This is a genomic window from Sphingobium quisquiliarum P25 (genome assembly GCF_000445065.1).
Classification (GTDB): domain Bacteria; phylum Pseudomonadota; class Alphaproteobacteria; order Sphingomonadales; family Sphingomonadaceae; genus Sphingobium; species Sphingobium quisquiliarum.
The window spans coordinates 1-20,914 of sequence record NZ_ATHO01000007.1 but is presented as its reverse complement, the minus strand read 5'-3'; the positions used below and the strand labels follow the sequence as shown (position 1 = coordinate 20,914).

21 protein-coding genes are annotated in these 20,914 nt (G+C 64.4%); 6 read left to right on the top strand and 15 right to left on the bottom strand.

Features of this window, described 5'->3' with window-relative positions:
- The first annotated feature begins 49 nt into the window (after window positions 1-49).
- Genes L288_RS23110 through L288_RS23100 form a run of 3 tightly spaced genes read left to right on the top strand, consistent with a single transcriptional unit; the run spans window position 50 to window position 1,823 of the window.
- Window positions 50-682 (top strand): retropepsin-like aspartic protease family protein, encoded by a 633-nt coding sequence (locus L288_RS23110; protein WP_021236480.1) that lies wholly within the window; start codon window positions 50-52, stop codon window positions 680-682.
- The gene (locus L288_RS23105) at window positions 679-1,281 is read left to right on the top strand and encodes a uracil-DNA glycosylase family protein (protein ID WP_021236479.1); all 603 of its coding nucleotides are present in this window, start codon (window positions 679-681) and stop codon (window positions 1,279-1,281) included. The genes L288_RS23110 and L288_RS23105 overlap by 4 nt, the downstream gene beginning before the upstream one ends.
- On the top strand, window positions 1,278-1,823 hold the full coding sequence (locus L288_RS23100; protein ID WP_021236478.1) for a DUF488 domain-containing protein: 546 nt from the start codon (window positions 1,278-1,280) through the stop codon (window positions 1,821-1,823). Before L288_RS23105 ends, L288_RS23100 begins: the two co-directional genes overlap by 4 nt.
- On the opposite strand, the gene L288_RS23095 is transcribed toward L288_RS23100, so the two are convergent.
- Genes L288_RS23095 through L288_RS23080 form a run of 4 tightly spaced genes read right to left on the bottom strand, consistent with a single transcriptional unit; the run spans window position 1,792 to window position 4,200 of the window.
- The gene (locus tag L288_RS23095; protein ID WP_021236477.1) at window positions 1,792-2,244 is read right to left on the bottom strand and encodes a hypothetical protein; all 453 of its coding nucleotides are present in this window, start codon (window positions 2,242-2,244) and stop codon (window positions 1,792-1,794) included. The genes L288_RS23100 and L288_RS23095 overlap by 32 nt on opposite strands.
- A 10-nt stretch (window positions 2,245-2,254) precedes the next feature.
- Entirely contained in the window at window positions 2,255-3,466 is a 1,212-nt protein-coding gene (hmpA, locus tag L288_RS23090) for an NO-inducible flavohemoprotein (RefSeq protein WP_021236476.1), read from the bottom strand.
- Between the two features lie 40 nt (window positions 3,467-3,506).
- Window positions 3,507-3,782 carry a DUF1971 domain-containing protein gene (locus L288_RS23085; protein WP_021236475.1) on the bottom strand — a complete coding sequence of 92 codons (276 nt, stop codon included), beginning with the start codon at window positions 3,780-3,782 and terminating at the stop codon, window positions 3,507-3,509.
- A complete protein-coding gene (locus tag L288_RS23080) occupies window positions 3,775-4,200 on the bottom strand; it encodes a group III truncated hemoglobin (RefSeq protein ID WP_021236474.1) in 426 nt (141 codons plus the stop codon). Before L288_RS23080 ends, L288_RS23085 begins: the two co-directional genes overlap by 8 nt.
- A gap of 111 nt (window positions 4,201-4,311) precedes the next feature.
- Here L288_RS23080 and L288_RS23075 point away from each other — a divergent pair, with 111 nt between their 5' ends.
- Complete coding sequence (locus L288_RS23075; RefSeq protein WP_021236473.1) at window positions 4,312-4,755, top strand: Rrf2 family transcriptional regulator; 444 nt, start codon at window positions 4,312-4,314, stop codon at window positions 4,753-4,755.
- A 57-nt stretch (window positions 4,756-4,812) separates the two neighbouring features.
- Here L288_RS23075 and gdhA read toward each other — a convergent pair whose 3' ends face one another.
- The 4 genes from gdhA to L288_RS43375 form a co-directional block, all read right to left on the bottom strand.
- The gene (gene gdhA / locus L288_RS23070; RefSeq protein WP_021236472.1) at window positions 4,813-6,162 is read right to left on the bottom strand and encodes an NADP-specific glutamate dehydrogenase; all 1,350 of its coding nucleotides are present in this window, start codon (window positions 6,160-6,162) and stop codon (window positions 4,813-4,815) included.
- A gap of 396 nt (window positions 6,163-6,558) precedes the next feature.
- On the bottom strand, window positions 6,559-7,854 hold the full coding sequence (locus L288_RS23065; protein WP_021236470.1) for an O-acetylhomoserine aminocarboxypropyltransferase/cysteine synthase family protein: 1,296 nt from the start codon (window positions 7,852-7,854) through the stop codon (window positions 6,559-6,561).
- Between the two features lie 99 nt (window positions 7,855-7,953).
- Window positions 7,954-8,367: a nucleoside diphosphate kinase regulator gene (gene rnk / locus L288_RS23060; protein WP_021236469.1), complete on the bottom strand. Its 414-nt coding sequence runs from the start codon at window positions 8,365-8,367 to the stop codon at window positions 7,954-7,956.
- Window positions 8,368-8,604: 237 nt separating this feature from the next.
- Window positions 8,605-9,663, bottom strand: coding sequence for a TolB family protein (locus L288_RS43375; RefSeq protein WP_021236468.1), 1,059 nt, complete (start codon window positions 9,661-9,663; stop codon window positions 8,605-8,607).
- Window positions 9,664-9,798: 135 nt separating this feature from the next.
- Between L288_RS43375 and L288_RS43370 the strand changes: the two genes are divergently transcribed.
- Both L288_RS43370 and L288_RS23045 read left to right on the top strand, forming a co-directional pair.
- The gene (locus L288_RS43370; protein WP_021236467.1) at window positions 9,799-11,997 is read left to right on the top strand and encodes a hypothetical protein; all 2,199 of its coding nucleotides are present in this window, start codon (window positions 9,799-9,801) and stop codon (window positions 11,995-11,997) included.
- Between the two features lie 46 nt (window positions 11,998-12,043).
- Window positions 12,044-13,138 carry an NHL repeat-containing protein gene (locus L288_RS23045; protein ID WP_021236466.1) on the top strand — a complete coding sequence of 365 codons (1,095 nt, stop codon included), beginning with the start codon at window positions 12,044-12,046 and terminating at the stop codon, window positions 13,136-13,138.
- A gap of 13 nt (window positions 13,139-13,151) precedes the next feature.
- On the opposite strand, the gene fdhD is transcribed toward L288_RS23045, so the two are convergent.
- The 7 genes from fdhD to L288_RS23010 all read right to left on the bottom strand — a co-directional run bounded on the left by fdhD (window position 13,152) and on the right by L288_RS23010 (window position 20,708).
- Window positions 13,152-13,967 carry a formate dehydrogenase accessory sulfurtransferase FdhD gene (gene fdhD / locus L288_RS23040; RefSeq protein WP_051209586.1) on the bottom strand — a complete coding sequence of 272 codons (816 nt, stop codon included), beginning with the start codon at window positions 13,965-13,967 and terminating at the stop codon, window positions 13,152-13,154.
- A 10-nt stretch (window positions 13,968-13,977) separates the two neighbouring features.
- On the bottom strand, window positions 13,978-14,283 hold the full coding sequence (locus L288_RS23035) for a formate dehydrogenase subunit delta (RefSeq protein ID WP_081796076.1): 306 nt from the start codon (window positions 14,281-14,283) through the stop codon (window positions 13,978-13,980).
- A 10-nt stretch (window positions 14,284-14,293) separates the two neighbouring features.
- Entirely contained in the window at window positions 14,294-17,140 is a 2,847-nt protein-coding gene (fdhF, locus tag L288_RS23030) for a formate dehydrogenase subunit alpha (RefSeq protein ID WP_021236463.1), read from the bottom strand.
- Entirely contained in the window at window positions 17,137-18,726 is a 1,590-nt protein-coding gene (locus L288_RS23025; RefSeq protein WP_021236462.1) for a formate dehydrogenase beta subunit, read from the bottom strand. Before L288_RS23025 ends, fdhF begins: the two co-directional genes overlap by 4 nt.
- A complete protein-coding gene (locus L288_RS23020) occupies window positions 18,723-19,175 on the bottom strand; it encodes an NAD(P)H-dependent oxidoreductase subunit E (protein WP_021236461.1) in 453 nt (150 codons plus the stop codon). Before L288_RS23020 ends, L288_RS23025 begins: the two co-directional genes overlap by 4 nt.
- Before the next feature lie 96 nt (window positions 19,176-19,271).
- Window positions 19,272-20,174 (bottom strand): LysR family transcriptional regulator, encoded by a 903-nt coding sequence (locus L288_RS23015; protein WP_021236460.1) that lies wholly within the window; start codon window positions 20,172-20,174, stop codon window positions 19,272-19,274.
- 66 nt (window positions 20,175-20,240) lie between these two features.
- Entirely contained in the window at window positions 20,241-20,708 is a 468-nt protein-coding gene (locus L288_RS23010) for a MarR family winged helix-turn-helix transcriptional regulator (RefSeq protein WP_021236459.1), read from the bottom strand.
- Between the last annotated feature and the right edge of the window lie 206 nt (window positions 20,709-20,914).

Here is a 20,914-nt window from a genome sequence, read left to right as displayed (position 1 = left end):
ATATATCCGCGGTGGATCGAACCGCCCGGCTAACGGTTCACCCCTTGTCATGCCTGTTTCGATCAATCCCGAATGGCAGCAGATGGCGATCTACGCCGTTGGCGCCGCGATAGTGCTGATCCTGCTTTTCAACATCCCCTATGTCGGGCGGGTGCTGCGGGCGCTGTTTTCCTTTGCGCTGCTGACCTTCTGCATCTTTCTGTTGATGCAGCAGGCGCCGTTCGATCCCACTCTGGCGCGGATCACGGCGCAACTGGGCATCGATGGCCAGCAGGTGAGCGGCAGGGAGGTGCGCATCCGCATGTCGCCGGACGGGCATTTCTGGGCACGGGCAGAAATCAACGGCGTGGAGCGCAGGATGCTGATCGACAGCGGCGCGACCGTCACCACCCTGTCCGAAGAGACGGCGCAGCGCGCCTCGGTCGAGCGCGGCAGCGGGCTGCTGCCCATCGTCATGCGCACCGCCAATGGCGTGGTTCCGGCCGACACGGGGACGATCGGCCGGTTCGTGCTGGGCGGGATAGAGGCGCGCAACCTGAAGGCCGCCATTTCGCCCGCGATCGGGAACATCGACGTGCTGGGCATGAACTTCCTGTCCCAACTCGCTTCCTGGCGGGTGGAAGGCCGCACGCTGATCTTGGTCCCGCGCGTCGAGGGCGCCAAAGCCGCGACGGGTGCATGACGCGTGCCGGACATGAGGATGACGCCGTGACGGCGTTGGATGAACTGATTGCCGGGGTTAGGGCTTGCCGCGCATGCGCTGGCAGGCTGCCCGGCGAGCCGCGCCCCGTGGTTCAGCTTTCGGGCTCCGCCAGGCTGCTGATCGCGAGCCAGGCGCCGGGCGCGAAAGTGCATGCGTCGGGCATCCCTTTTTCCGACGCTTCGGGGGACAGGCTGCGCGAATGGATGGGGATTTCGCCGGAAACCTTCTACGACGAGAGCCAGGTCGCCATCCTGCCCATGGGCTTTTGCTATCCGGGGCGCGGCGCGGGCGGCGACAAGCCTCCCCGCGCCGAATGCGCCCATCTGTGGCGCAGCGCCCTGCTTGCGGAGATGCCGCAGATCGAACTGACCCTGCTGGTCGGGACATATGCGCAGGACAATGTGCTTGGGTCCGGCCGGATGTCGGACCGGGTGCGGCACTTCGACGCCTATCTGCCCGCTTATTTCCCGCTGCCGCATCCTTCATGGCGGTCGCGCATATGGATGCGCGACAATGCATGGTTCGAGGCGGAGGTGCTGCCGGAACTGCGCAGGCGCGTGAAGGACGTGCTGGAATGACGGGCGGGACCATCTACACCATCGGTCATTCCACCCGGCCGATCGACACCTTCGTCGATATGCTGCGCGGCGGCAATGTCCAATGCGTCGTCGATGTGCGGACCATTCCACGGTCGCGGACGAACCCGGACTATAATCTGGACAGCCTGCCCGAAACGCTGTCCCGCTGGCAGATCAGGCACAGGTTCATCAAGGCGCTGGGCGGGCGGCGTGGGCGTCAGAAACAGGTGGCGGCCGATGTGAACGGCTTCTGGGACAATCAGAGCTTCCACAACTATGCCGACTATGCGCTTTCGCCCGAATTCCTGGCCGGGCTGCACGAGCTTGAGCAACTGGCCCGTGAGACATGCTGCGCCATCATGTGTTCGGAAGCGGTCTGGTGGCGGTGCCACCGGCGCATCATTGCCGACTATCTGATCGCCGGGGGGTGGAACGTGCTGCACCTGATGGATCGCGGCCGCATCGAACCGGCACGGATGACGCCCGCCGCCAGCGTCGCGGGCGAGGTGATCACCTACCCGCCACCGCCCCAAGCACGGTGATGGCGGCCAGCAGCAGCAGGATGCGGTGCATCCATTCCATGCGGCGGAATTCTGTCGCCGGGCGGCCGGACCGCTTCAGCCGCTGATGCAGGCCCAGCGGCTCGATCAGGAACAGCATCGCCGCGAAGATGGTCCAGACGGCCAGCATCGCATGCATCCACCAGAAATGCGGGTCGGCAAACCGGCTCCACATCTGGCCGCGGTCGATCATCCACAGGCCGCTGGCGCCCGCGATCAGCACCCACAGGCGCGCTTGCCCGGCAAAGCGCTCCTCGAACCTGTGGAAGGTGGCCAGCCATTGATCGGGCGGGCTTCCCCTGCGGATGGACGGCATCAGCACGAGCGTGACGAAGGCCACGCCCCCGATCCACAGAACGACCGCGAGGACGTGGATCGCCCTGGCGATGGTGATGCCGTCCATCGCGGCCCGCTCAGGCGGCGAGAAGTTCGTCGGCCGGGCCGAAGAACTCATAGTGGATGCGGGCCGAAGGCACCCCGGCCAGCGATAGAGTCGATACCGCATGGCGCAGGAAGGGGCGCGGGCCGCAGATATAATAGTCGGCCTCCGCCACCGGCGTGTTCGCGACCAGCCATTCGTCCGTGATGATCCCGGCGGCGTCATAGTCGCGGCCTTCCACCTCATCGGCGAGCGGGGTTTGATGGAAGTCCGTCACCTTGATCGCCTTGCCCCTCGCCGCGACGGCCCGGACATGATCGCGCATCGCATGGGTTTCGCGATTGTGCGTGCCGTGGACATAATGCACCGGCACCAGCGCGCCGCTTTCCGCCAGCGCTTCGAGCATCGCCACCATGGGCGTCAGGCCGACCCCGCCCGACAGCAGCACCACGGGCCGCTCGACATGATCCGCCAGGAAGAATTCGCCTGCGGGCGCGGCCACTTTCAGGATGGTTCCCGGCCTGACTTCCTCATGAAGCCAGCCGGACGCCAGCCCATGGGGTTCACGCTTCACGGAGATGCGGTAGGTCTGGCCGTTCGGGGCGGCCGAGATGGAATAGTTACGCTTGATGGGGGGATGCCCCGGAATTTGCAGCCAGAAGGTCAGATATTGTCCCGCCTTGTGATCCATGACCGGGCCACCATCGGCCGGACGAAGGATGAAGGAGTTGATGACGCTGCTTTCCCGGATGACGTCTTCCACACGGAAGTCGCGCCAGCCGTTCCAGCCGCCGTCCGCGTCCTTCTGTTCAGTATAGATGCGCTGTTCACGGGCGATCAGGATGTTGGCGAGGAACCAGTAGGCCTCACCCCAGGCGGCGAGGATTTCGTCGGTCGCGGCGTCGCCCAGCACCGCCTTGATCGCGCCGAGCAGCGCATTGGCCACATGGGGATAATGTTCGGGCAGGATCTGCAAGCCCACATGCTTCTGCGCGATCCGCTCGACAGCGGGGGCGAGCGCGCCCAGATTGTCGATATTGCTGGCATAGGCGAGGATGGCCCCGGTCAGCGCGCGCGGCTGGGACCCGGCATCCCCATGATGCGACTGGTTGAAAAGGTCGCGGATTTCAGGGTCCTGAAACATTCGCGAATACATTTCACGGACGATGTCGAGGCCGTGGGCCTCCAGCGCCGGGACTGTGGCCTTGACGAGCGCGACGGTCTGCTCGCTGAGGGGTTGCGACATCGATATCTCCTCTACTGTAAATGCGTCAGGAACTTGGAAATCAGGGGAAAGGATTCTGGTCGTAGAAATCGACCTGCATCTTCATGGCCCCGATGGGGGTCACGAAATGGGGTTGCTGGGGCTCCACGAGGCCGGGCTGCTGCGGGGTCAGCAGCGATTCAGATGGCGGTTCGAGGTAGCTGAGCCGGAGCTGCCCCTCCAGAACCTTGATCACGCCCCAGACGCCAGCCTTGGTACTGTGCCGGGCGCGCAACGCCGCGGGCAGCGAGCTTTCGTCGAACACAGGCGTCGAGCGGTAGGGCAGGACATCAGCCATGATGCGCGCCCTCCGCCTTGCGGACAGGGAAAGGCGGCGCGCCCGAAGGCAGGCGGAAGAACATGGCGAGTTGAAGGCTTTCAGCGATCTGCGCCGCCTTGGCCTGAAGCGCTGCCGCGGCTTTGGGCGTCATCAGATCATCCGTGGTTTCCTTCCACAGGAGCAGCCAGCGGTCGAACAGTTCCGGCGTGATCCGCGCCTTGTGCTTCATGTGCGCGGCGACCGGCTGGCCCTTGTAGCGCCCGCTCGCCAGCATCACCGACGACCAGAAGGCGGTCAGCTTCTTCAGATGGTCCGGCCAGTCATGAATGGCGTCGTTGAATATGGGACCGAGCGCCGCGTCGCCCCGGACGCGGGCGTAGAAGGCGTCCACGAGCGGCCCCAGATCCGATTCCCTGATGTGCGAGACGCCATTCACGACTCAAGCTCCAATCATGCATTGAAAATACATCTATAAGGCGGATTTGAAACATGCAACAGAATTGCATATTTATCGGATGCCATTTTCAAGGATCGCCGGAGCCGCCCAATGAAGCTGACGCTGTATACGGATTATTCCATGCGCGTGCTGCTCTACCTCGGCGCGAACAGCGGCCGCCTGTCCTCCATCGCGGAGGTGGCGCAAGCCTATGGCATATCCCAAAATCACCTGATGAAGGTGGTGAACGGCCTCGCCCGCGCGGGCTATATCGAAAGCGTGCGGGGGCGCGGGGGCGGCATCCGGCTGGGGAAAGCGCCGGAGGACATCAATGTGGGCGTGCTCGTCCGCTATACGGAGGAGGGGTTCGACCTGGTCGATTGCGGCAGCTGCGTCATCGCGCCCGCCTGCGGGATGACGGCCGTGCTCAGGGAAGCGGTCTCCGCCTTTTTGAGCGTGCTGGACGGCTATACGCTGGCCGACATCATGGCCAGGCAACGGACCCCGGATGGCTTCTCATTGTTTCCCATGCCTGCTGCCGTGGCTTCGGGTTAGGCGCTGACCATGCCTTGGGAGCATGGCCAGCGTCTGTTACGCCGTCCGGGATTGGGGCTAGATCACGCCCAGCGCCTCCATCGCCTCGGCCACGCGGACGAAGCCGGTGATGTTCGCGCCCAGCACATAATTGCCCGGCGCGCCGTAGGATTCGGCGGTTTCGGCGCAACTGTCGTGAATCCGGCGCATGATCATGGCGAGGCGGGCTTCGGTTTCCTCGAAGGTCCAGCTGTCGCGGGACGCGTTCTGCTGCATTTCCAGCGCTGATGTGGCGACGCCCCCGGCGTTGGCCGCCTTTGCGGGGCCGAAGAGGACATTCGCATTCTGGAACAGACGGACCGCCTCCGGCGTGCAGGGCATGTTCGCGCCCTCTCCCACGGCCATGACGCCGTTGCGGATCAGCACTTCCGCATCCTTGCCGTTCAATTCATTCTGCGTCGCCGATGGCAGCGCGACGTCGCAGGGGACCTGCCAGATGGTGCCCTGATCAGTGAAATAAGCGCCCGCGCCCTTCAACCGCGCATATTCGGAAATGCGCTCGCGGCGGACGAGCTTGATCTCCTTGAGCAGTTCCAGATCGATCCCGTCCTCATCGACGATGAAGCCCGACGAGTCCGAACAGGCTACCGCCTTGCCGCCGAATTCCTTGATCTTCTCGATCGCGAAGATGGCGACATTGCCCGAACCGGAAACGATGGCGCGCTTGCCCTCCAGGCTTTCGCGCCGGGTCTTGAGCATCTGGTCCACGAAATAGACGGTGCCATAGCCGGTGGCTTCGGTGCGCGCGCGCGATCCGCCGTAGATCAGGCCCTTTCCGGTCAGGACGCCCGCTTCATAACGGTTCGTCAGACGCTTATATTGGCCGAACAGATAGCCGACCTCGCGCGCGCCGACGCCAATGTCGCCCGCCGGGACATCGGTATATTCGCCAAGATGGCGGTAGAGTTCGGTCATGAAGGACTGGCAGAAGCGCATGATCTCGCCATCCGAACGGTCGCGCGGATTGAAGTCCGACCCGCCCTTGCCCCCGCCGATCGGCAGTCCGGTCAGCGCATTCTTGAACGTCTGCTCAAACCCCAGAAACTTGATGATGCCGACATTGACCGACGGGTGGAAGCGCAGCCCGCCCTTATAGGGTCCAAGGGCGGAATTGAACTGGACGCGGAAACCCCGGTTGATGTGGGTCTGCCCCTTGTCATCGGCCCAGGGCACGCGGAAGATGATCTGGCGCTCCGGCTCGCAAATGCGCTCGATCAGGGCGTTGTCCATATATTCCGGGTGCTTCGCGACGACGAGCCCCAGGCTTTCAAGCACTTCCTCGACCGCCTGATGAAATTCGGTTTCACCGGCATTCCGCCTGAGGACGTCCTCATATACGGGCAGAAGCTTCTCATCGATCCGGGGCATGTCTGTCTCCTTCTTTCCAGATGGACGGATCGAGTCCGCCATTTTCGAACAGGCGCGGGCTATCGGAGCCGGGCGGCTGCCGTTTCGTTATTTATGGGATAGTTGGGGGCCGCCGGCCCGCCTGGCATTCTGATCATCGCGCTGGCTTTCGGAAGGAAGGAGCACGCCCGTGCACGGCGCGCCGCAGACTTTCGATCTACCCCGGGTCCGGGGCATGAAGCGCCGCAACCCGGGGCTAGTTGCCCGCGAGAAGCTGTCCCCCTTGATAGCGGAAGCGCACATGATCACTGCGTGAATGCATCATGAGCGCCATGGCACAGCCCGCCCGCCGGAGTCAAACGCGCGGCGGCCGGGGGCCTCCCCCCTGTCAGCGATCGGAAAATTCCCCCTGCCCGATCAGTGCGCCGCCGCCAGCGCCTGGTCGATATCGGCCAATATGTCGCTGATATGCTCTATGCCGATGGACAGGCGGACATAGCCGGGCGACACGCCCGACGCGCGCTGCTCCGCTTCGTTCAACTGCGAATGGGTCGTGGAGGAAGGATGGATCGCCAGACTGCGCGCATCGCCGATATTGGCGACATGGTAGAATAGCTGCAACGCATTGATGAAGCGCCGCCCGGCCTCTATCCCGCCTGCAAGTTCGAAGCCGACAAGCCCGCCATGCCCGCCGGTCAGGTATCGGTCCGCCAGGGTCCTGGCTTCGCCATCCTGCTGCGACGGGTGAATGACCCTCGTGACCGCGGGGTGTTGCGCCAGATGGCTGGCCACCCCGGCGGCATTGGCGCAGTGCCGTTCCATCCGCAGCGCCACCGTCTCAATCCCCTGGATCAGCTGGAACGCGTTGAAGGGCGACATCGCCGCGCCCAGATCTCGCAGCAGGATCACCCTCGCCCGCAAGATATAGGCAATCGGGCCAAGCGGCTTTGCCGCCTCCGTCCAGACCGCGCCGTGATAGGAGGGATCGGGCGTGTTGAGCAGCGGCTGCCGGACAGGATCGGCCGCCCAGTCGAAATTGCCGCCATCGACGATCAATCCGCCGATGGAGGTGCCATGCCCGCCCAGATATTTGGTCGCGGAATAGACGACGACCGCCGCGCCATGATCGAACGGACGGCACAGCAGCGGGGCCGCCGTATTGTCCATGATCAGGGGAATGGCGGCTTCCCGGCCGATGGCGGCGACCTCCGCGATCGGGAACACCTCCAGCTTCGGATTGGGCAGCGTCTCCGCATAATAAGCGCGGGTGCGGTCGTCCGTCGCACGGCGGAAATTTTCAGGATCGGAAGGATCGACGAAGCGCACCTCGATCCCCTGATCCTTCAACGTGTTGGCGAAGAGGTTGTAGGTGCCGCCGTAGAGCGCCGTCGAACTGACGATATTGTCCCCCGCCCGCGCCAGATTCTGCACCGCATAGGCCGAAGCCGCCTGCCCTGAAGCGACGGCCAGCGCCGCCGCTCCGCCTTCGAGCGCGGCGATGCGCTTTTCCAGTACATCCGTCGTCGGATTCATGATCCGGGTATAGATGTTGCCCATTTCCTGGAGCGCGAAGAGGGACGCCGCATGTTCCGCGTCGCGGAACTGGTAGGACGTCGTCTGATGGATCGGCACCGCGACCGATCCGGTCGCCGGATCGGCCCGCCATCCGGCATGAACGGCAAGGGTTTCGGGTCTGGGCCTTTGTTCGGACATGGGAACTCCGTGGATCAGAATATGCCGCCAGGGCAGCCTTGAAGAATGGGACAAACAAGCGGGGCTGTCCACCGCCTGCTTGATCCCGGGACATGCCGGTCAGTTGGCCGCCCTCTCCCGCGCGACCTTTACGATTTTCAGCGCGCGTTCGCGGCCGTCCCGGTCGGGCCAGAGAATGGACTGCCCCTCCCTCAGCCCGATCAGGCCAGCGCCCACCGGCGTCAGTATGGATATGCGCCCGGCCGAAATGTCAGCGTCGCCGGGATAGACGAGTTGATAGCTATGCTCCTTCTCGCCGCCCTCGTCGATGAAATCCACCGTGGCATACATGGTCACGACATCGTCCGGCATCTGGGCGGCGGTGCGGATGGTGGCGCGCCCTATCTCCTCCAGAAGCATGGCGCTAACTTGCGGCAGGCGCTTGGCGGCGGCGATCGCCAGATCGGTAATCGCATCGGCTTCTGAATCGATCATGTGAATCGGCGGGCGTCGGCTCGCCTTCTTGCTGGTCATGGGTCTGGCTTTCCGGGATGAACTGCCTCCGGCATGCGGAGGCCATCGTGTCGCGAGTCTGTCCGGCCCCGAGTTCAGGGCGAAAAGCACCGGAACCCGGGGCTATATGCCCGCGAGAAGCTGCCCCCCATGGTGGCGAAAACGGTGATGACAGCGGCAAGCCTTCATCACCCCATGATGTCGCGGGACGCCGCTTATGTCAAACCGGGTCCAGCGGATCGATGAGCCCGATCCCTGCTATTGCAACCGCAGCAGGAACAATCCGTGGCCCACGCCGGGAAGGTCATCGCGCCGCCCCGATTGGAAGACGATCATCTTGCCATCCGGGCTGACCACGGGGTTCGACGCCTTGTAACCGTCATAATCGCCCCAATGGGTCAGCCGGACCATGTCGGTCCCGTCCGGCTCCAGCCTGAGTTTCCACACATCGATATATTTGTCGGAATGCTTTTCCTTGCCCCGGCTCGATTCCACGAGGATATGGCGGCCGTCAGGGAATATTCCTTCGGCTTCATTATATTCCTGCGGAATTTTCCGGTAGGTCGTCACTTTCCCGCTTTTCAGGTCGACGCCCATCACATCCGCATAGGGCAGGCGATAGCAGCTGTAGATCAGTTCCTGGTCGTTATTGCGGAAATCCTGCACCTCAAGGCCGCAGTCCGCGGAGTTGGAACGCAGCACCTCTCGCTTGTTCGCGAGTTTGGGCACGCCATTTTCCTCGATGATGTCGGCGACATAGACGATGGAAACGTTCGGCGCGATCTGGCCCGGATAGTTGCGGGCCGAATTGGCCCAGGCGATCTTCATCGACTGGCGCGAGATGGCGACGCCTTCGAATATCTTGTGGTCGAGCGGGATGGGCTTCGACTTGCCGTCCTTCCTGAGGACCCACATCTCCTGATCCTCGAACCGCGTCTTGATCGGATTCTCGAACTTGCGCGCGCCGATCAGGAACAGGTCGCCGTTCGGCAGATATTGCGCCCTTAAATAGCCCGCATGCGGATAGGGGGTGAGGACGCGCAGTTCGCCGGTCCGCACGTCGATTTCGAACGCGTCCCCGAAACTCTTGGACATGAAGGCGACCTTGCGGCCATCGGGCGACCAGGACGCGCGCTCCCCGAACCAGGAGAGGCGCGTGATATTCGCGGGAAGATGATCTTCAGGGTTGCCCGTCTTGAGTCCGGCTCCGGCCTTGCCGTTTGCGGCCTGATCCGCCGCAGCGGAACTGGCGGACGTGCAAAGTGCGGCAAGCAGCATGGCCGCGATCATTTTGCCCTTGTGGCGGCTCCGAACCATCAGTCCCCTCCTTCTTATACCTGGCTTGGATAACCGGACCGGACCGGCCAGACAACAGCCCTGCACAACCATGAATTTGATTATTGCGCAGATTTGTCTACGCTTTGTCACGATATTAAGAAGAAGGGGAAGAGGATGCACGCTTTTCGCGTAGACCGCCGCCAGTTGCTGCTCGCGGGGGCGGTTGCTCCTCTGGTTCCGGGTCTTGCCGCCGGGAAAGCGCCTCCAGCGGACTCGCCGGTCGCGTTCGCGAAGCGCGAAATCACCCGTGCGTCCCCCAATCCTCCCGCAATCAGCTATAGGATCGATCCGGCGCTGGGCGGTCAGGCTTACAGGCTGAGCGGATCGCCTGAGCAGATCCGCGTCGTTGCCGGTGACGCGGCCGGGGCGATGTATGGCGGGCTGGATATCGCCGAAGCGCTTCGGACCGGGCCGGAGGCGTTGCGCGAATTGTTGCGCGACGCCAGCGTCCGCAAGCCCTATGTCGCCAAGCGCGGGATCAAGTTCAACATTCCGCTCGACCTGCGCACGCCCAGCTATGGCGACGGCGGCGACAGCAATCGCGCCAACATCCCCGAAATATGGGAGCGCGATTTCTGGCTGGCCTATTTCGACGAGATGGCGCGGCAGAGGTTCAATGTCCTGACGCTGTGGAATCTCCATCCCTTCCCCTCCATGGTGAAGGTGCCGGAATTTCCAGATGTGGCGCTGAACGATGTCTGGCGCAGCCGGGAGCCGCTGGGTCCCGATATCTTCGATCCGCGCGGCAATGCGGCGCCCGCGCGTTACCTCGCCAATTATGAAGTCGTGAAGACGATGCCGATCGAGCAGAAGATCGCCTTCTGGCGCGATGTCATGGATATGGCCGCGCGCCGCGGGATAGAAATCTACATCTTCACCTGGAATGTGTTCGTCCACGGGACGGACGGCAAATATGGCATCACCGACAAGCTGACCAATCCGACGACGATCGCCTATATGCGGGCGAGCGTTAGGGAATTGATCAAGACCTATCCGCTGCTTGCCGGCATCGGCATCACGGCTGGCGAGAATATGGGTTATCCCGGCCAGTCGGACGCGGAGCAGAATGAACGCTGGCTCTGGGCCACCTATGGCCAGGGTGTCAGGGATGCGCTGAAATCCTTGCCGGGCAGGACGGTTCCTCTGATCCATCGTTTCCACGAAACGAAGGGCGACACTATCAACCAGGTATGGGCGGGCTATCCGGGCTTTCCGCAGTCCTTCACCTTCAGCCACAAATATTCTATCGCCCATATGTATTCGACGCCCCGCCCGCGCTTCTTCGAGCGGGAGGCGCGCAAGTCGCTGGACGGCAAGCGATCCTGGATCACGGTCCGCAACGATGACATCTTCTCTTTCCGGTGGGGCGACCCTGATTTCGCGCGCGAATATATCGCGAATATGCCCGAAGCGGCCGTGCTGGCGGGATTTTACATGGGTCCTGACGGTTTTTGTCTGGGCCGCGACTTTCTGGACCGGGCCACGGCTGGAAGGCCGATCGGCAGCCACCGTCCGCTTGTGCTGCAAAAGCACTGGTATGCCTTCACCCTCTGGGGGCGGCTCGCCTATGACCCGCGGCTGAGCGATGCACGGTTCGAAGCCATGCTGGCCGATCGGTTCCCGCAGGCCAATGCCGCGACATTGTTCGCGGCGTTGCGCGCGGCGTCCCAGGTCATCCCGCGCACGACCTGCTTTTTCTGGCGTGACATCGATATGATGTGGTTCCCGGAAGCCTGCGTTCACAACAGCCTGTTCGGGATGCGCGGATATAATCCCGGCAAGATGCGCACCGAATTCTATACGGTGGCCGACTTCATGATCGGCAACACCGCGCCCGATGTCGATATGCTGAACATCCGGGAATGGCGCGCGCGAATGGCTGAAGGCAAGCCGATCGGCAAGGCTTCCCCGCTCGATGCAGCGGACGGGATCGGCGGCGCGGCGGCAGAAGCGCTGCGGCTGGCCGCTTTATTGCGCCAAGGCCTGGGCCAGGACGCGGGCCGGGAATTGCAGCAGACGATCGGGGATATTTCGGCGATGGGCCATCTGGGCCATTATTATGCCGCCAAGATCCGTGGGGCCTGTGCGCTCGCCCTGTTCGATGCTTCTGGTGACGTGGCGCAGAAGGCCGATGCCGTCCAGCATCTGGAAAATGCTTTGAGCGCATGGAAGGATTATGCCGCGGTGCACAGCGCGCAATATCTTCCGAACTTCTTCAGCCGGATCGGCTGGGTCGATGTGACGGCGCTAACCGCCGACGCGGCGAAGGACATGGACATTGCGCGATCCTGGACCGCCGGAACATTGAAATAACCGCCCCGGATGCTCTGTTGGAACCCTTGGCAGAAGTGAGATTGTGATGTTCAGATTTTCGCTGCCTTCCATCCTGTTGCTTGCAATGACCGCGCCTTTGACGGTCGCGGCGTCCTCCGCCGGTCCCGTGACCTTGCCCATGCCGCAGTTCCGCTATGAAACCGATTGGCTGAAGCTTCCCGCCGGTCTCACCATGGGCGAGGTTGTGGCCGTCGCGGTCGACGGGCGGGATCATGTGTGGGTGCTGCACCGGCCCCGCACGGTAAAGGATCGCGATCCCGCCCAGGTCGCGCCGCCGATCGCCGAATTCGACGAACAGGGACGGTATCTGCGCGGCTTTGGCGGCCCGGCGGAAGGATATGAATGGCCTGGGAGCGAGCACAGCCTGGCGGTTGCGGCGAACGGCGAAGTGTGGATCGGCGGCAATGACCGCAGCGCCGGGCATGGGGACGACATGATCCTGGTGTTCAGCCGGGACGGGCGTTTCCTTCGCCAGATCGGACGGCGCGGCGCGACGAGGGGGAATTTCGACCGGCGGAATTTCCATGCGCCGGGCGACATCTTCGTCGATGATCGTGCACGGGAAGTCTATGTCGCGGACGGCTATGGCAATCAGAGGCTGGTGGTGCTGTCGCAACGGGACAAGGCGTTTCTGCGCCAGTGGGGCGCTTACGGCGCGCCGCCGCCAGAGCAGGCGCCTTCCCCGGCCCCGCAAAAGCAAATGCCGGTATCGGGCGAGGCGAAGGATTTCGAAGGGGTGCACGGCGTCGAGCGGGCGCGGGACGGCACGGTCTATGTCTCCGATCGCGGGCATCAGCGCATTCAGGCCTTCACGGCGACAGGCAAGTTCCTGGGCGAGGTCGTGGTCAACCGGGGGCTGGCGAACCCGCTGACCGTGTCCGGCATCACCTTTTCGCGCGATCCCGATCAACGCTATCTGTTCACCGCCGACTGGGGCAACGGCATGATGGTGGTCATCGACCGCAAACGGCTGCGGGTGATCGGCACGATCGGCCAGGCCGGGACAGGTCCGGGTGAGTTCAAGGGACCTCACCTGATCGACAGCGACAGCCGGCGCGTCATCTATGTGGCGGAAGTGCAGGGCCGCAGATTGCAGCGCCTCGTGCCGGTGGATCGCTGACCTCTCCGCCCCGTCAGAAGCCGTTGGCCAGACCCCGCGCCAGCAGCGCATCGCTGCGCGCCAGGACGATAAGGGGAAGGCCCGCAGCTTCGGCACGTTCCACCGCCAGACGGGTGGGGGCGGAGATCGTCACGAGCAGGGGGCATTGCGACAGGACCGCCTTTTCCACCAGTTCATAGGAACAGCGTGATGACAGCAGCGCAAAGCCGCCGTCCCACCCCGCATCCATGCGGCGCATCGCCCCCACCAGCTTGTCGAAGGCATTGTGCCGCCCGACATCCTCCCGCACCAGACGGATGGTCCCGTCCGCTGTGACCCATGCGGCGGCATGGGCGGCGCCGGTTTCGGCATTGAGCGGCTGATGATCGGTCAGGTTGGCAAGGGCGCGGAATATGGCCGCGCGGCCCGCCGCAGCCGGGGCGATCACCCTGGGCAAGGGGCGGATGGCCTGCTCCAGATTTTCGATGCCGCAAATGCCGCAGGAGGATTCCGACGCGCGGTGCCGCACGCGGTCGAGCAAGGCGGCGGTCCGCGTCTGGGGCAAGGTGGCGCGGGCGACGATGCCCCGATCCGTGCGGTGGCTATCCACGTCGAAGGGAGGATCTTCGGGCCCGGCCAGCCGCTCGGCCAGGGCGAATCCCAATATCAGGTCGTCGATATCGGCCGGTGTCGCCATCAGCACGGCATAGCCGATGCCGTTGAACTCGATCGCGACCGGCACCTCGTCGGCGAGCGCGCGGCCAGCAACCGCCGTGCCGCCATCAGGCGTCAGCCGCGCGAAGGACAGGCGGGAAAGCGGCGCGCCGCTCTCATCATCAGGGGGCGTCATCGTGAAGCGCTTAGCCAGCGTCGCAATGCCCGACCTCATTCACGGAATTGAACTGGTCCTCATCGGGGTGCGGCGCGGCCCTTCCCTGCGCCATGCGGGCGACCGCCGCCGCCACAAGGGGGGACAGGCGATCCGGCTCATCACGGGCGATGGCGATGATCTGCTCCTTCATGCGCGGGTCCCAGAAGCTGGTCAGATGGTCGGTCAGCGCCGTGACCGCGCCCTCCTCGCCCATGGTCGCCAGATTGAGGGCGATCTGGTGCGCCATGTAGATCAGCCTGCCGGTCGTGGACATGACCTCGATATCATCGCTCATGCCCGCCATCCTATTCCGCCGCCTCCAGCGGCGCAATGCGCCTGCTGTTGCGCGCCTGGGCCGCATAGTCCTGCTGCCATTCGCTGGGACCGTTGGAGGCGGAGACCTGCACCGCCGTCACCTTATATTCCGGGCAGTTGGTCGCCCAGTCGGAAAAGTCCGTGGTGATGACGTTCGCCTGCGTTTCGGGATGGTGGAAGGTCGTATAGACGACGCCGGGCGCGACCCGTTCGGTGATGAGCGCGCGCAAGGTCGTCTCCCCCGCCCGGCTGCGCAGCGTCACCCAGTCACCATCCTTCAGGCCCCGGTTCTCCGCATCGCTGGGATGGATTTCCAGCCGGTCTTCCGGGTGCCAGGCCGTGTTGCCCGTCCGCCGCGTCTGCGCGCCGACATTATATTGGCTGAGGATGCGCCCCGTGGTCAGCAGCAGCGGGAAACGCGGACCCGTCTTCTCATCAGTCGGCACATAGCCGGTGACGACGAACTTGCCCTTGCCCCGCACGAAACCGTCTATGTGCATGGTCGGCGTCCCGGCGGGCGCGGCTTCGTTGGCGGGCCATTGCAGCGATCCTTCCGCCTCCAGCCGGTCATAATTCACGCCCGCGAAAGTAGGCGTCAGCGCCGCGATCTCGTCCATGATCTGCGAAGGATGATCATAGGTCCAATTCAGCCCCATGGCGTTGGCGACCAACTGCACGATTTCCCAATCGGCATAGCCGTTGAGCGGGGCCATCACCTTGCGCACCATCTGGATGCGCCGTTCGGCATTGGTGAAAGTGCCGTCCTTTTCCAGAAAGGTCGATCCGGGCAGGAAGATATGGGCATAGTTGGCGGTTTCGTTGAGGAACAGGTCCTGCACCACCACGCATTCCATCGCCGCAAGGCCCGCCGCGACATGGTGGGTGTTGGGGTCGGATTGCAGGATGTCCTCGCCCTGGATGAATATGCCCTTGAAACGGCCATCGGTCGCAGCGTCGAGCATGTTGGGAATGCGCAGGCCCGGTTCGGGATCGAGCCTTACGCCCCAGGCGCGTTCGAACAGTCCCCGCGTCGCATCGTCCGAGACATGGCGATATCCGCTGAACTCATGCGGGAAACTGCCCATGTCGCAGGCGCCCTGCACATTATTCTGGCCCCGCAGCGGGTTCACGCCCACGCCTTCGCGCCCGACATTGCCGGTGGCCATGGCAAGGTTCGCGATGGCCATGACGGTCGAGCTGCCCTGGCTATGTTCGGTAACGCCCAGGCCATAATAGATCGCGCCATTGCCGCCCGTGGCGTAAAGGCGCGCGGCGGCCCGCACCTCATCCGCCCTGACGCCGGTCAGCGGCTCGATCGCTTCGGGGGAGCGGGCGGGTTCCGACACGAAATCCGCCCAGTCCTGAAACTCGTCCCAATCGCACCGCGCGCGAATGAACGCTTCGTCATACAGCTTTTCCGTCACGACCACATGGGCGAGCGCGGTCAGCATGGCGACATTGGTGCCGGGGCGCAGGGGAAGATGATGTTCCGCCTGGACATGGGGCGACTTCACCAGGTCGGTGCGGCGGGGATCGATGACGATCAGCTTCGCGCCCTGCCGAAGCCGCTTCTTCATGCGCGAGGCGAAGACCGGATGCCCGTCCGTCGGATTGGCGCCGATGACCAGGATCACGTCGGCCTTCATCACGCTGTCGAAATCCTGCGTCCCGGCAGAGGTGCCAAAGGTCTTGCTGAGCCCATAGCCGGTCGGCGAGTGGCAGACGCGCGCGCAGGTATCGACATTATTGTTGCCGAACCCCTGGCGGATCAGCTTCTGGACCAGGAAGGTTTCCTCATTGGTGCAGCGGCTGGAGGTGATGCCGCCGATGCTGCGCGTGCCATATTTCGCCTGGATGCGGCGGAACTCGCTGGCGGTATGGGCGATCGCTTCCCCCCACGACACTTCGCGCCACGGCTCGCTGACCGACGCGCGGATCATGGGATTGAGGATGCGGTCGCGGTGCCGGGCATAGCCCCAGGCGAAGCGGCCCTTGACGCAGCTATGGCCGCGATTGGCCTTGCCTTCCTTCCACGGCACCATGCGCACCAGTTCTTCGCCGCGCATTTCCGCGCGGAAAGTGCAGCCGACGCCGCAATAGGCGCAGGTGGTGACGACGGCGCGGTCGGGCGTTCCGGTTTCGACCACCTTCTTTTCGATCAGCGAGGCGGTCGGGCACGCCTGCACGCACGCGCCGCAGGACACGCATTCGGAACCAAGGAAGCTGTCGTCCTGCGAAGCGGAAACCTTGGAATCGAAGCCCTTCCCCTCGATCGTCAGCGCGAAGGTGCCCTGCACCTCCTCACAGGCGCGCACGCAGCGGGAACAGACGATGCACTTGCTGGGATCGAAGTCGAAATAGGGGTTCGACTGGTCCTTGAGCTGCCCCATGTTGGTCGCGCCGTCATAGCCGTAGCGCACATCGCGCAGGCCGACCGCCCCGGCCTGATCCTGCAATTCGCAATCGCCATTGGCCGCGCAGGTGAGGCAGTCGAGCGGATGGTCGGAGATATAGAGTTCCATCACCCCGCGCCGCAGTTGCTTCAGCCGGTCGGTCTGGGTGCGCACCACCATCCCATCGGCCACCGGCGTGGTGCAGGATGCGGGATAGCCCGCGCGCCCCTCCACCTCCACCAGGCAGAGGCGGCAGGACCCGAAGCTTTCCAGACTGTCGGTCGCGCACAGCTTAGGGATCGACCCGCCGGTCAGCGATGCGGCGCGCATGATGCTGGTGCCTTCGGGCAGGGTGACGCTCTGACCGTCGATGGTGAGCGTGACCGTTTTGCCGGTCGACAATGCTGGCGGGGTGCCATGGTCGGTTTCGCGGGCAAAGGTCATTCCGCGGCCTCCTTAATGGGCGCGGGCGCGCCGAAATCCTCAGGAAAATGGTCGAGCGCGCTCAGCACCGGATAGGGGGTGAAGCCCCCCAGTGCGCAGAGCGAGCCATATTTCATCGTGTCGGCCAGATCGCGCAGCAGGCGGGTCTGTGCTTCGACCGACACATCGATCCGGTCCGGCGCGCGGGAATAAAGGGCTTTTTCCAGCACGCCATTGCGAGAAGGCGCAATCTGCCCTCCCGCGCCTGACTGCGCGGGAACACGTGCGGCGATGATCCGGTCCATGATCTCCACCCCTCGCGTCGATCCGATACGGCAGGGGGTGCATTTGCCGCAGCTTTCGGCCGCGCAGAATTCCATGGCGAAGCGCGCCATATGCGCCATGTCCACGCTGTCGTCGAACACGGTGATCCCGGCGTGGCCGATCAGCCCGCCCGCCTGCGCGAAGGCTTCATAGTCGAAGGGCAGATGGAACATGCCGGGCGGGAAATAGGCGCCCAGCGGCCCACCCACCTGCACCGCCCGCACCGGCCGTCCGCTCGCCGTGCCGCCGCCGATGCCGTTCACAAGCTCGCCCAGCGTAATGCCAAAGCCGATCTCGTACAGCCCGCCATGTTTTACATTGCCCGCAAGCTGCACCGGCATGGTCCCGCGCGACCGGCCAAAACCAACGGCCGCATACGCCTCCGCTCCCTCCGCCAGGATGAAGGGCACGGCGGCCAGGCTCAGCACATTGTTGATGACGGTGGGCTGGCCGAACAGCCCCTGCAACGCGGGCAAGGGCGGCTTGGCGCGAACCTGTCCGCGCTTCCCCTCGATACTGTCGAGCAGCGCAGTTTCCTCGCCGCAGACATAGGCGCCCGCGCCTTCGCGCACCTCCAGGGTAAAGGGTGCGACGATGTGCGCCGACGCGTCGATCGCCGCGCGCATGGCGGCGATGGAGAAGGGATATTCGGACCGGATATAGATATAGCCATGGCCCGCCCCCACGGCATGGGCTGCGATCGCCATGCCCTCGATCAGGCAGAAGGGGTCGCCTTCCATCAGCATGCGGTCGGCGAAAGTGCCGCTGTCGCCTTCGTCCGCGTTGCAGACGATGAACTTGGTGGCGGCGGACGCGTCCAGCACGGTCTGCCATTTGATGCCGGTGGGAAAGCCAGCCCCGCCGCGCCCGCGCAAGCCCGACGCCTTGACCGCATCCACCACCATCTGCGGCGATTGGCCGCGCGCCTTTTCCAGGCCCCGCCAGCCGCCATGCGCCGCATAATCGGCAAGGCTCAGCGGATCGATGACGCCGCAGCGGGCGAAGGTGAAACGCTGCTGTCCGGCGAAGAAGGGCAGATCGTCCACCCTGCCCAGCCGCGCGCCATGGGTGCCGTCCAGCACGGCCGCCACATCCTGCGGCCCCACCGGGCCGTAGCCGATCCGCCCTTCGTCCGTCTCCACCTCGACCAGGGGCTCGATGCTGAACAGCCCGCGCGATCCGGTGCGCACCACCTCGCACCCCGCCTGCACAAAGGCGCGCGCGACATCGTCCGCGCCCAGGGCGATGGAGGCCATGTCCCGGCTAATGAACACCCGCGTCATGCCGCCACCTCCGCCGCGATCCGCTCCAGCGCCGCCGCGTCGACCCGCGCCACGGGGCGTCCGTCGACCAGCGCATTCGGGCCGATCGCGCAAAGGCCAAGGCAGTAAACCGGCTCAAGGCTGAGCTGCCCATCGACGCGCGTTTCCCCCATGGGAACGCCAAGCCGCCGGGCCGCCGCTTCCTCGATCGCCGCCCCGCCGCGCGCCTGACAGCTTTCCGCGCGGCACAGCTTCACGACATGGCGGCCGGGCGCGGCCCTGCGGAAATCATGGTAGAAGGTGATGACCCCATGCACGTCCGCGCGCGACAGGTTAAGCGCCTGCGCTATCGCCGGGACGATGGCATCATCGACATATCCGGCCTCTTCCTGAATCGCGTGCAGCAATGGCAGCAGCCTGTCACGCGACTTACCGTGGCGCGCTGTCCATGCGCCGATGAATTCTTCCATTCTACCCTGCCTGTCCGGCCTTTTCGTGCGGCCATGGTGCGGCCTTCGCCAAGTCAGGTCAAATCGATCTAAGCTATCAATGATAGGATCATCCTATCACGTCAGGTCGAAACCGGGCGGCAGTCTCAATTCGCGCGCGACGTTCAGCACCGCTTGCGCCAACGGGCCGAGCGGCGCGCTGTCCGGCACAACCACGCCCACCCTGCTGCCTTCGTCCATATCGGGCAGCGGCACCATCCTTGCCCATGCCAGCCCTTCCAGCAGAGCGGCGTGGCTGTCCGGGATGATGGAACATAGCCTGCCATGCTGCACCAGCCCCAGCAGCGCGATATAGCTGTCGGCGGTGACGCGCGGCCGCAGGGCAAGACCGCGTTCGGCCAGCCGCGAATCCAATATGCGGCGGTTCTGCATCCCCTGGTGCAGAAGGCAGAGCGGCAGTTGCGCCAGATCCGCCCAATCGAGCGGATCGGGAATGGGGATGCCCCCGGCTGCGCTCACCAGCATGGTCCGTTCGGCATAGAGCGCCACGGAAAGCGCATGGGCGGGCGGCTCGAAATCAAGATAGGTGATGCCCGCATCCAGCTCGAAAGCCGCAAGGTCGCGCTCGATCTGGCGGGAAGTCAGCGCCCTAACGGAAATGTTGAGGCCGGGATGGCGGCTGAGCATCGCTTCGGCCAGGCTGCCGATCACCGGCATGGCGGCGGGTATGGAGCCAAGGCGCAATTCGCCCCTTAGCGGCCCGCGCGCGGTCTCCGCCGCCTGCTCCATCGCTTCGGCCGTGGCGACAAGCTGCCGCGCCCAGGGAAGGATCGCCTCCCCCTCCGCCGTCAACCCCGCGAATTTGCGGTCGCGCCGGATCAGCCGCTTGCCGAGTTGCTCCTCAAGCGAGGCGATCCCGGCCGACAGGCTGGGCTGCGACACATTGCAGGAAGCCGCCGCCCGCGCGAAATGGCCTTCGCGCTCAAGGGCCAGAAAATATTCGACAAGCCGCGTCTGCATGCCCCGTCATAGCCGAGCCGGGCCGCTCTTGATAGACAAACACTGTCAGGATGAGGGCGGCGCAGCCTATCCCGCGAAATCGTCCACGGCGTGCGCCGCGATCACCGACAGCGCGTCCCGCAGCGCCTGCCTGTCCCGGTCGCCGAGCAGCGTGTCGAACCGCCCCTCATGCGCGTCCATCACCGCCTCCGCCTCCGCCCGCGCCGCCTCGCCCATCTTCGTCAGCGTCAGCGCCAGCGAACGCCCGTCGACCGGCGACTTTTCGATATAGCCCTTCGCCGCCAGCGCGGTGATCAACGGCACCATATTGGCGCGCTTGATGCCCAGCACGCGGCCAAGCTCGCTCTGGATGCAGCCCGGATTGGCCCCGACAAGGATCAGGATCGTCCCTTCCACCGGGCGCAGCCCGATCTCCGCCAGCGCGCTGCCCAGGTCCGCCATCATCGCCGAAGACGCCCGCCGCAGCAGATATCCCAGCCGCGAAGAGACGGGATCGCGAAGGGTTTTCGGGCTGACAAGCTGGTCCATATCCATGCCATAATGCTATTGTTCATAGCGATCAATGTTGTTATGGATCATAACAATAATGAAGGAGCCAGGACATGCCTGCATCGGAAATCCTTTTGGTTATCGGTGGCGAATCGCGCGCCGCCGCCTCCACATTCGAACGCGCCAATCCCGTTACGGGTGATGTCGCGACCCGCGCCGCCGCCGCCAGCGTGCAGGACGCGACCGCCGCC

Excerpts from the sequence above, each read along its gene's own strand:
- fdhD (WP_051209586.1), bottom strand. The coding sequence starts at position 13,967 with ATGACGCCCCCTGATGATGAGAGCGGCGCGCCGCTTTCCCGCCTGTCC.
- hmpA (WP_021236476.1), bottom strand. The coding sequence starts at position 3,466 with ATGTCGCAACCCCTCAGCGAGCAGACCGTCGCGCTCGTCAAGGCCACA.
- L288_RS23065 (WP_021236470.1), bottom strand. The coding sequence starts at position 7,854 with ATGTCCGAACAAAGGCCCAGACCCGAAACCCTTGCCGTTCATGCCGGA.
- L288_RS23095 (WP_021236477.1), bottom strand. The coding sequence starts at position 2,244 with ATGGACGGCATCACCATCGCCAGGGCGATCCACGTCCTCGCGGTCGTT.
- fdhF (WP_021236463.1), bottom strand. The coding sequence starts at position 17,140 with ATGACCTTTGCCCGCGAAACCGACCATGGCACCCCGCCAGCATTGTCG.
- rnk (WP_021236469.1), bottom strand. The coding sequence starts at position 8,367 with ATGACCAGCAAGAAGGCGAGCCGACGCCCGCCGATTCACATGATCGAT.
- L288_RS43370 (WP_021236467.1), top strand. The coding sequence starts at position 9,799 with ATGCACGCTTTTCGCGTAGACCGCCGCCAGTTGCTGCTCGCGGGGGCG.
- L288_RS23035 (WP_081796076.1), bottom strand. The coding sequence starts at position 14,283 with ATGAGCGATGATATCGAGGTCATGTCCACGACCGGCAGGCTGATCTAC.
- L288_RS23020 (WP_021236461.1), bottom strand. The coding sequence starts at position 19,175 with ATGGAAGAATTCATCGGCGCATGGACAGCGCGCCACGGTAAGTCGCGT.
- L288_RS23100 (WP_021236478.1), top strand. The coding sequence starts at position 1,278 with ATGACGGGCGGGACCATCTACACCATCGGTCATTCCACCCGGCCGATC.
- L288_RS23105 (WP_021236479.1), top strand. The coding sequence starts at position 679 with ATGACGCGTGCCGGACATGAGGATGACGCCGTGACGGCGTTGGATGAA.
- L288_RS23075 (WP_021236473.1), top strand. The coding sequence starts at position 4,312 with ATGAAGCTGACGCTGTATACGGATTATTCCATGCGCGTGCTGCTCTAC.
- L288_RS23015 (WP_021236460.1), bottom strand. The coding sequence starts at position 20,174 with ATGCAGACGCGGCTTGTCGAATATTTTCTGGCCCTTGAGCGCGAAGGC.
- L288_RS23025 (WP_021236462.1), bottom strand. The coding sequence starts at position 18,726 with ATGACGCGGGTGTTCATTAGCCGGGACATGGCCTCCATCGCCCTGGGC.
- L288_RS23010 (WP_021236459.1), bottom strand. The coding sequence starts at position 20,708 with ATGGATATGGACCAGCTTGTCAGCCCGAAAACCCTTCGCGATCCCGTC.
- L288_RS43375 (WP_021236468.1), bottom strand. The coding sequence starts at position 9,663 with ATGGTTCGGAGCCGCCACAAGGGCAAAATGATCGCGGCCATGCTGCTT.
- L288_RS23085 (WP_021236475.1), bottom strand. The coding sequence starts at position 3,782 with ATGGCTGATGTCCTGCCCTACCGCTCGACGCCTGTGTTCGACGAAAGC.
- L288_RS23110 (WP_021236480.1), top strand. The coding sequence starts at position 50 with ATGCCTGTTTCGATCAATCCCGAATGGCAGCAGATGGCGATCTACGCC.
- L288_RS23045 (WP_021236466.1), top strand. The coding sequence starts at position 12,044 with ATGTTCAGATTTTCGCTGCCTTCCATCCTGTTGCTTGCAATGACCGCG.
- gdhA (WP_021236472.1), bottom strand. The coding sequence starts at position 6,162 with ATGCCCCGGATCGATGAGAAGCTTCTGCCCGTATATGAGGACGTCCTC.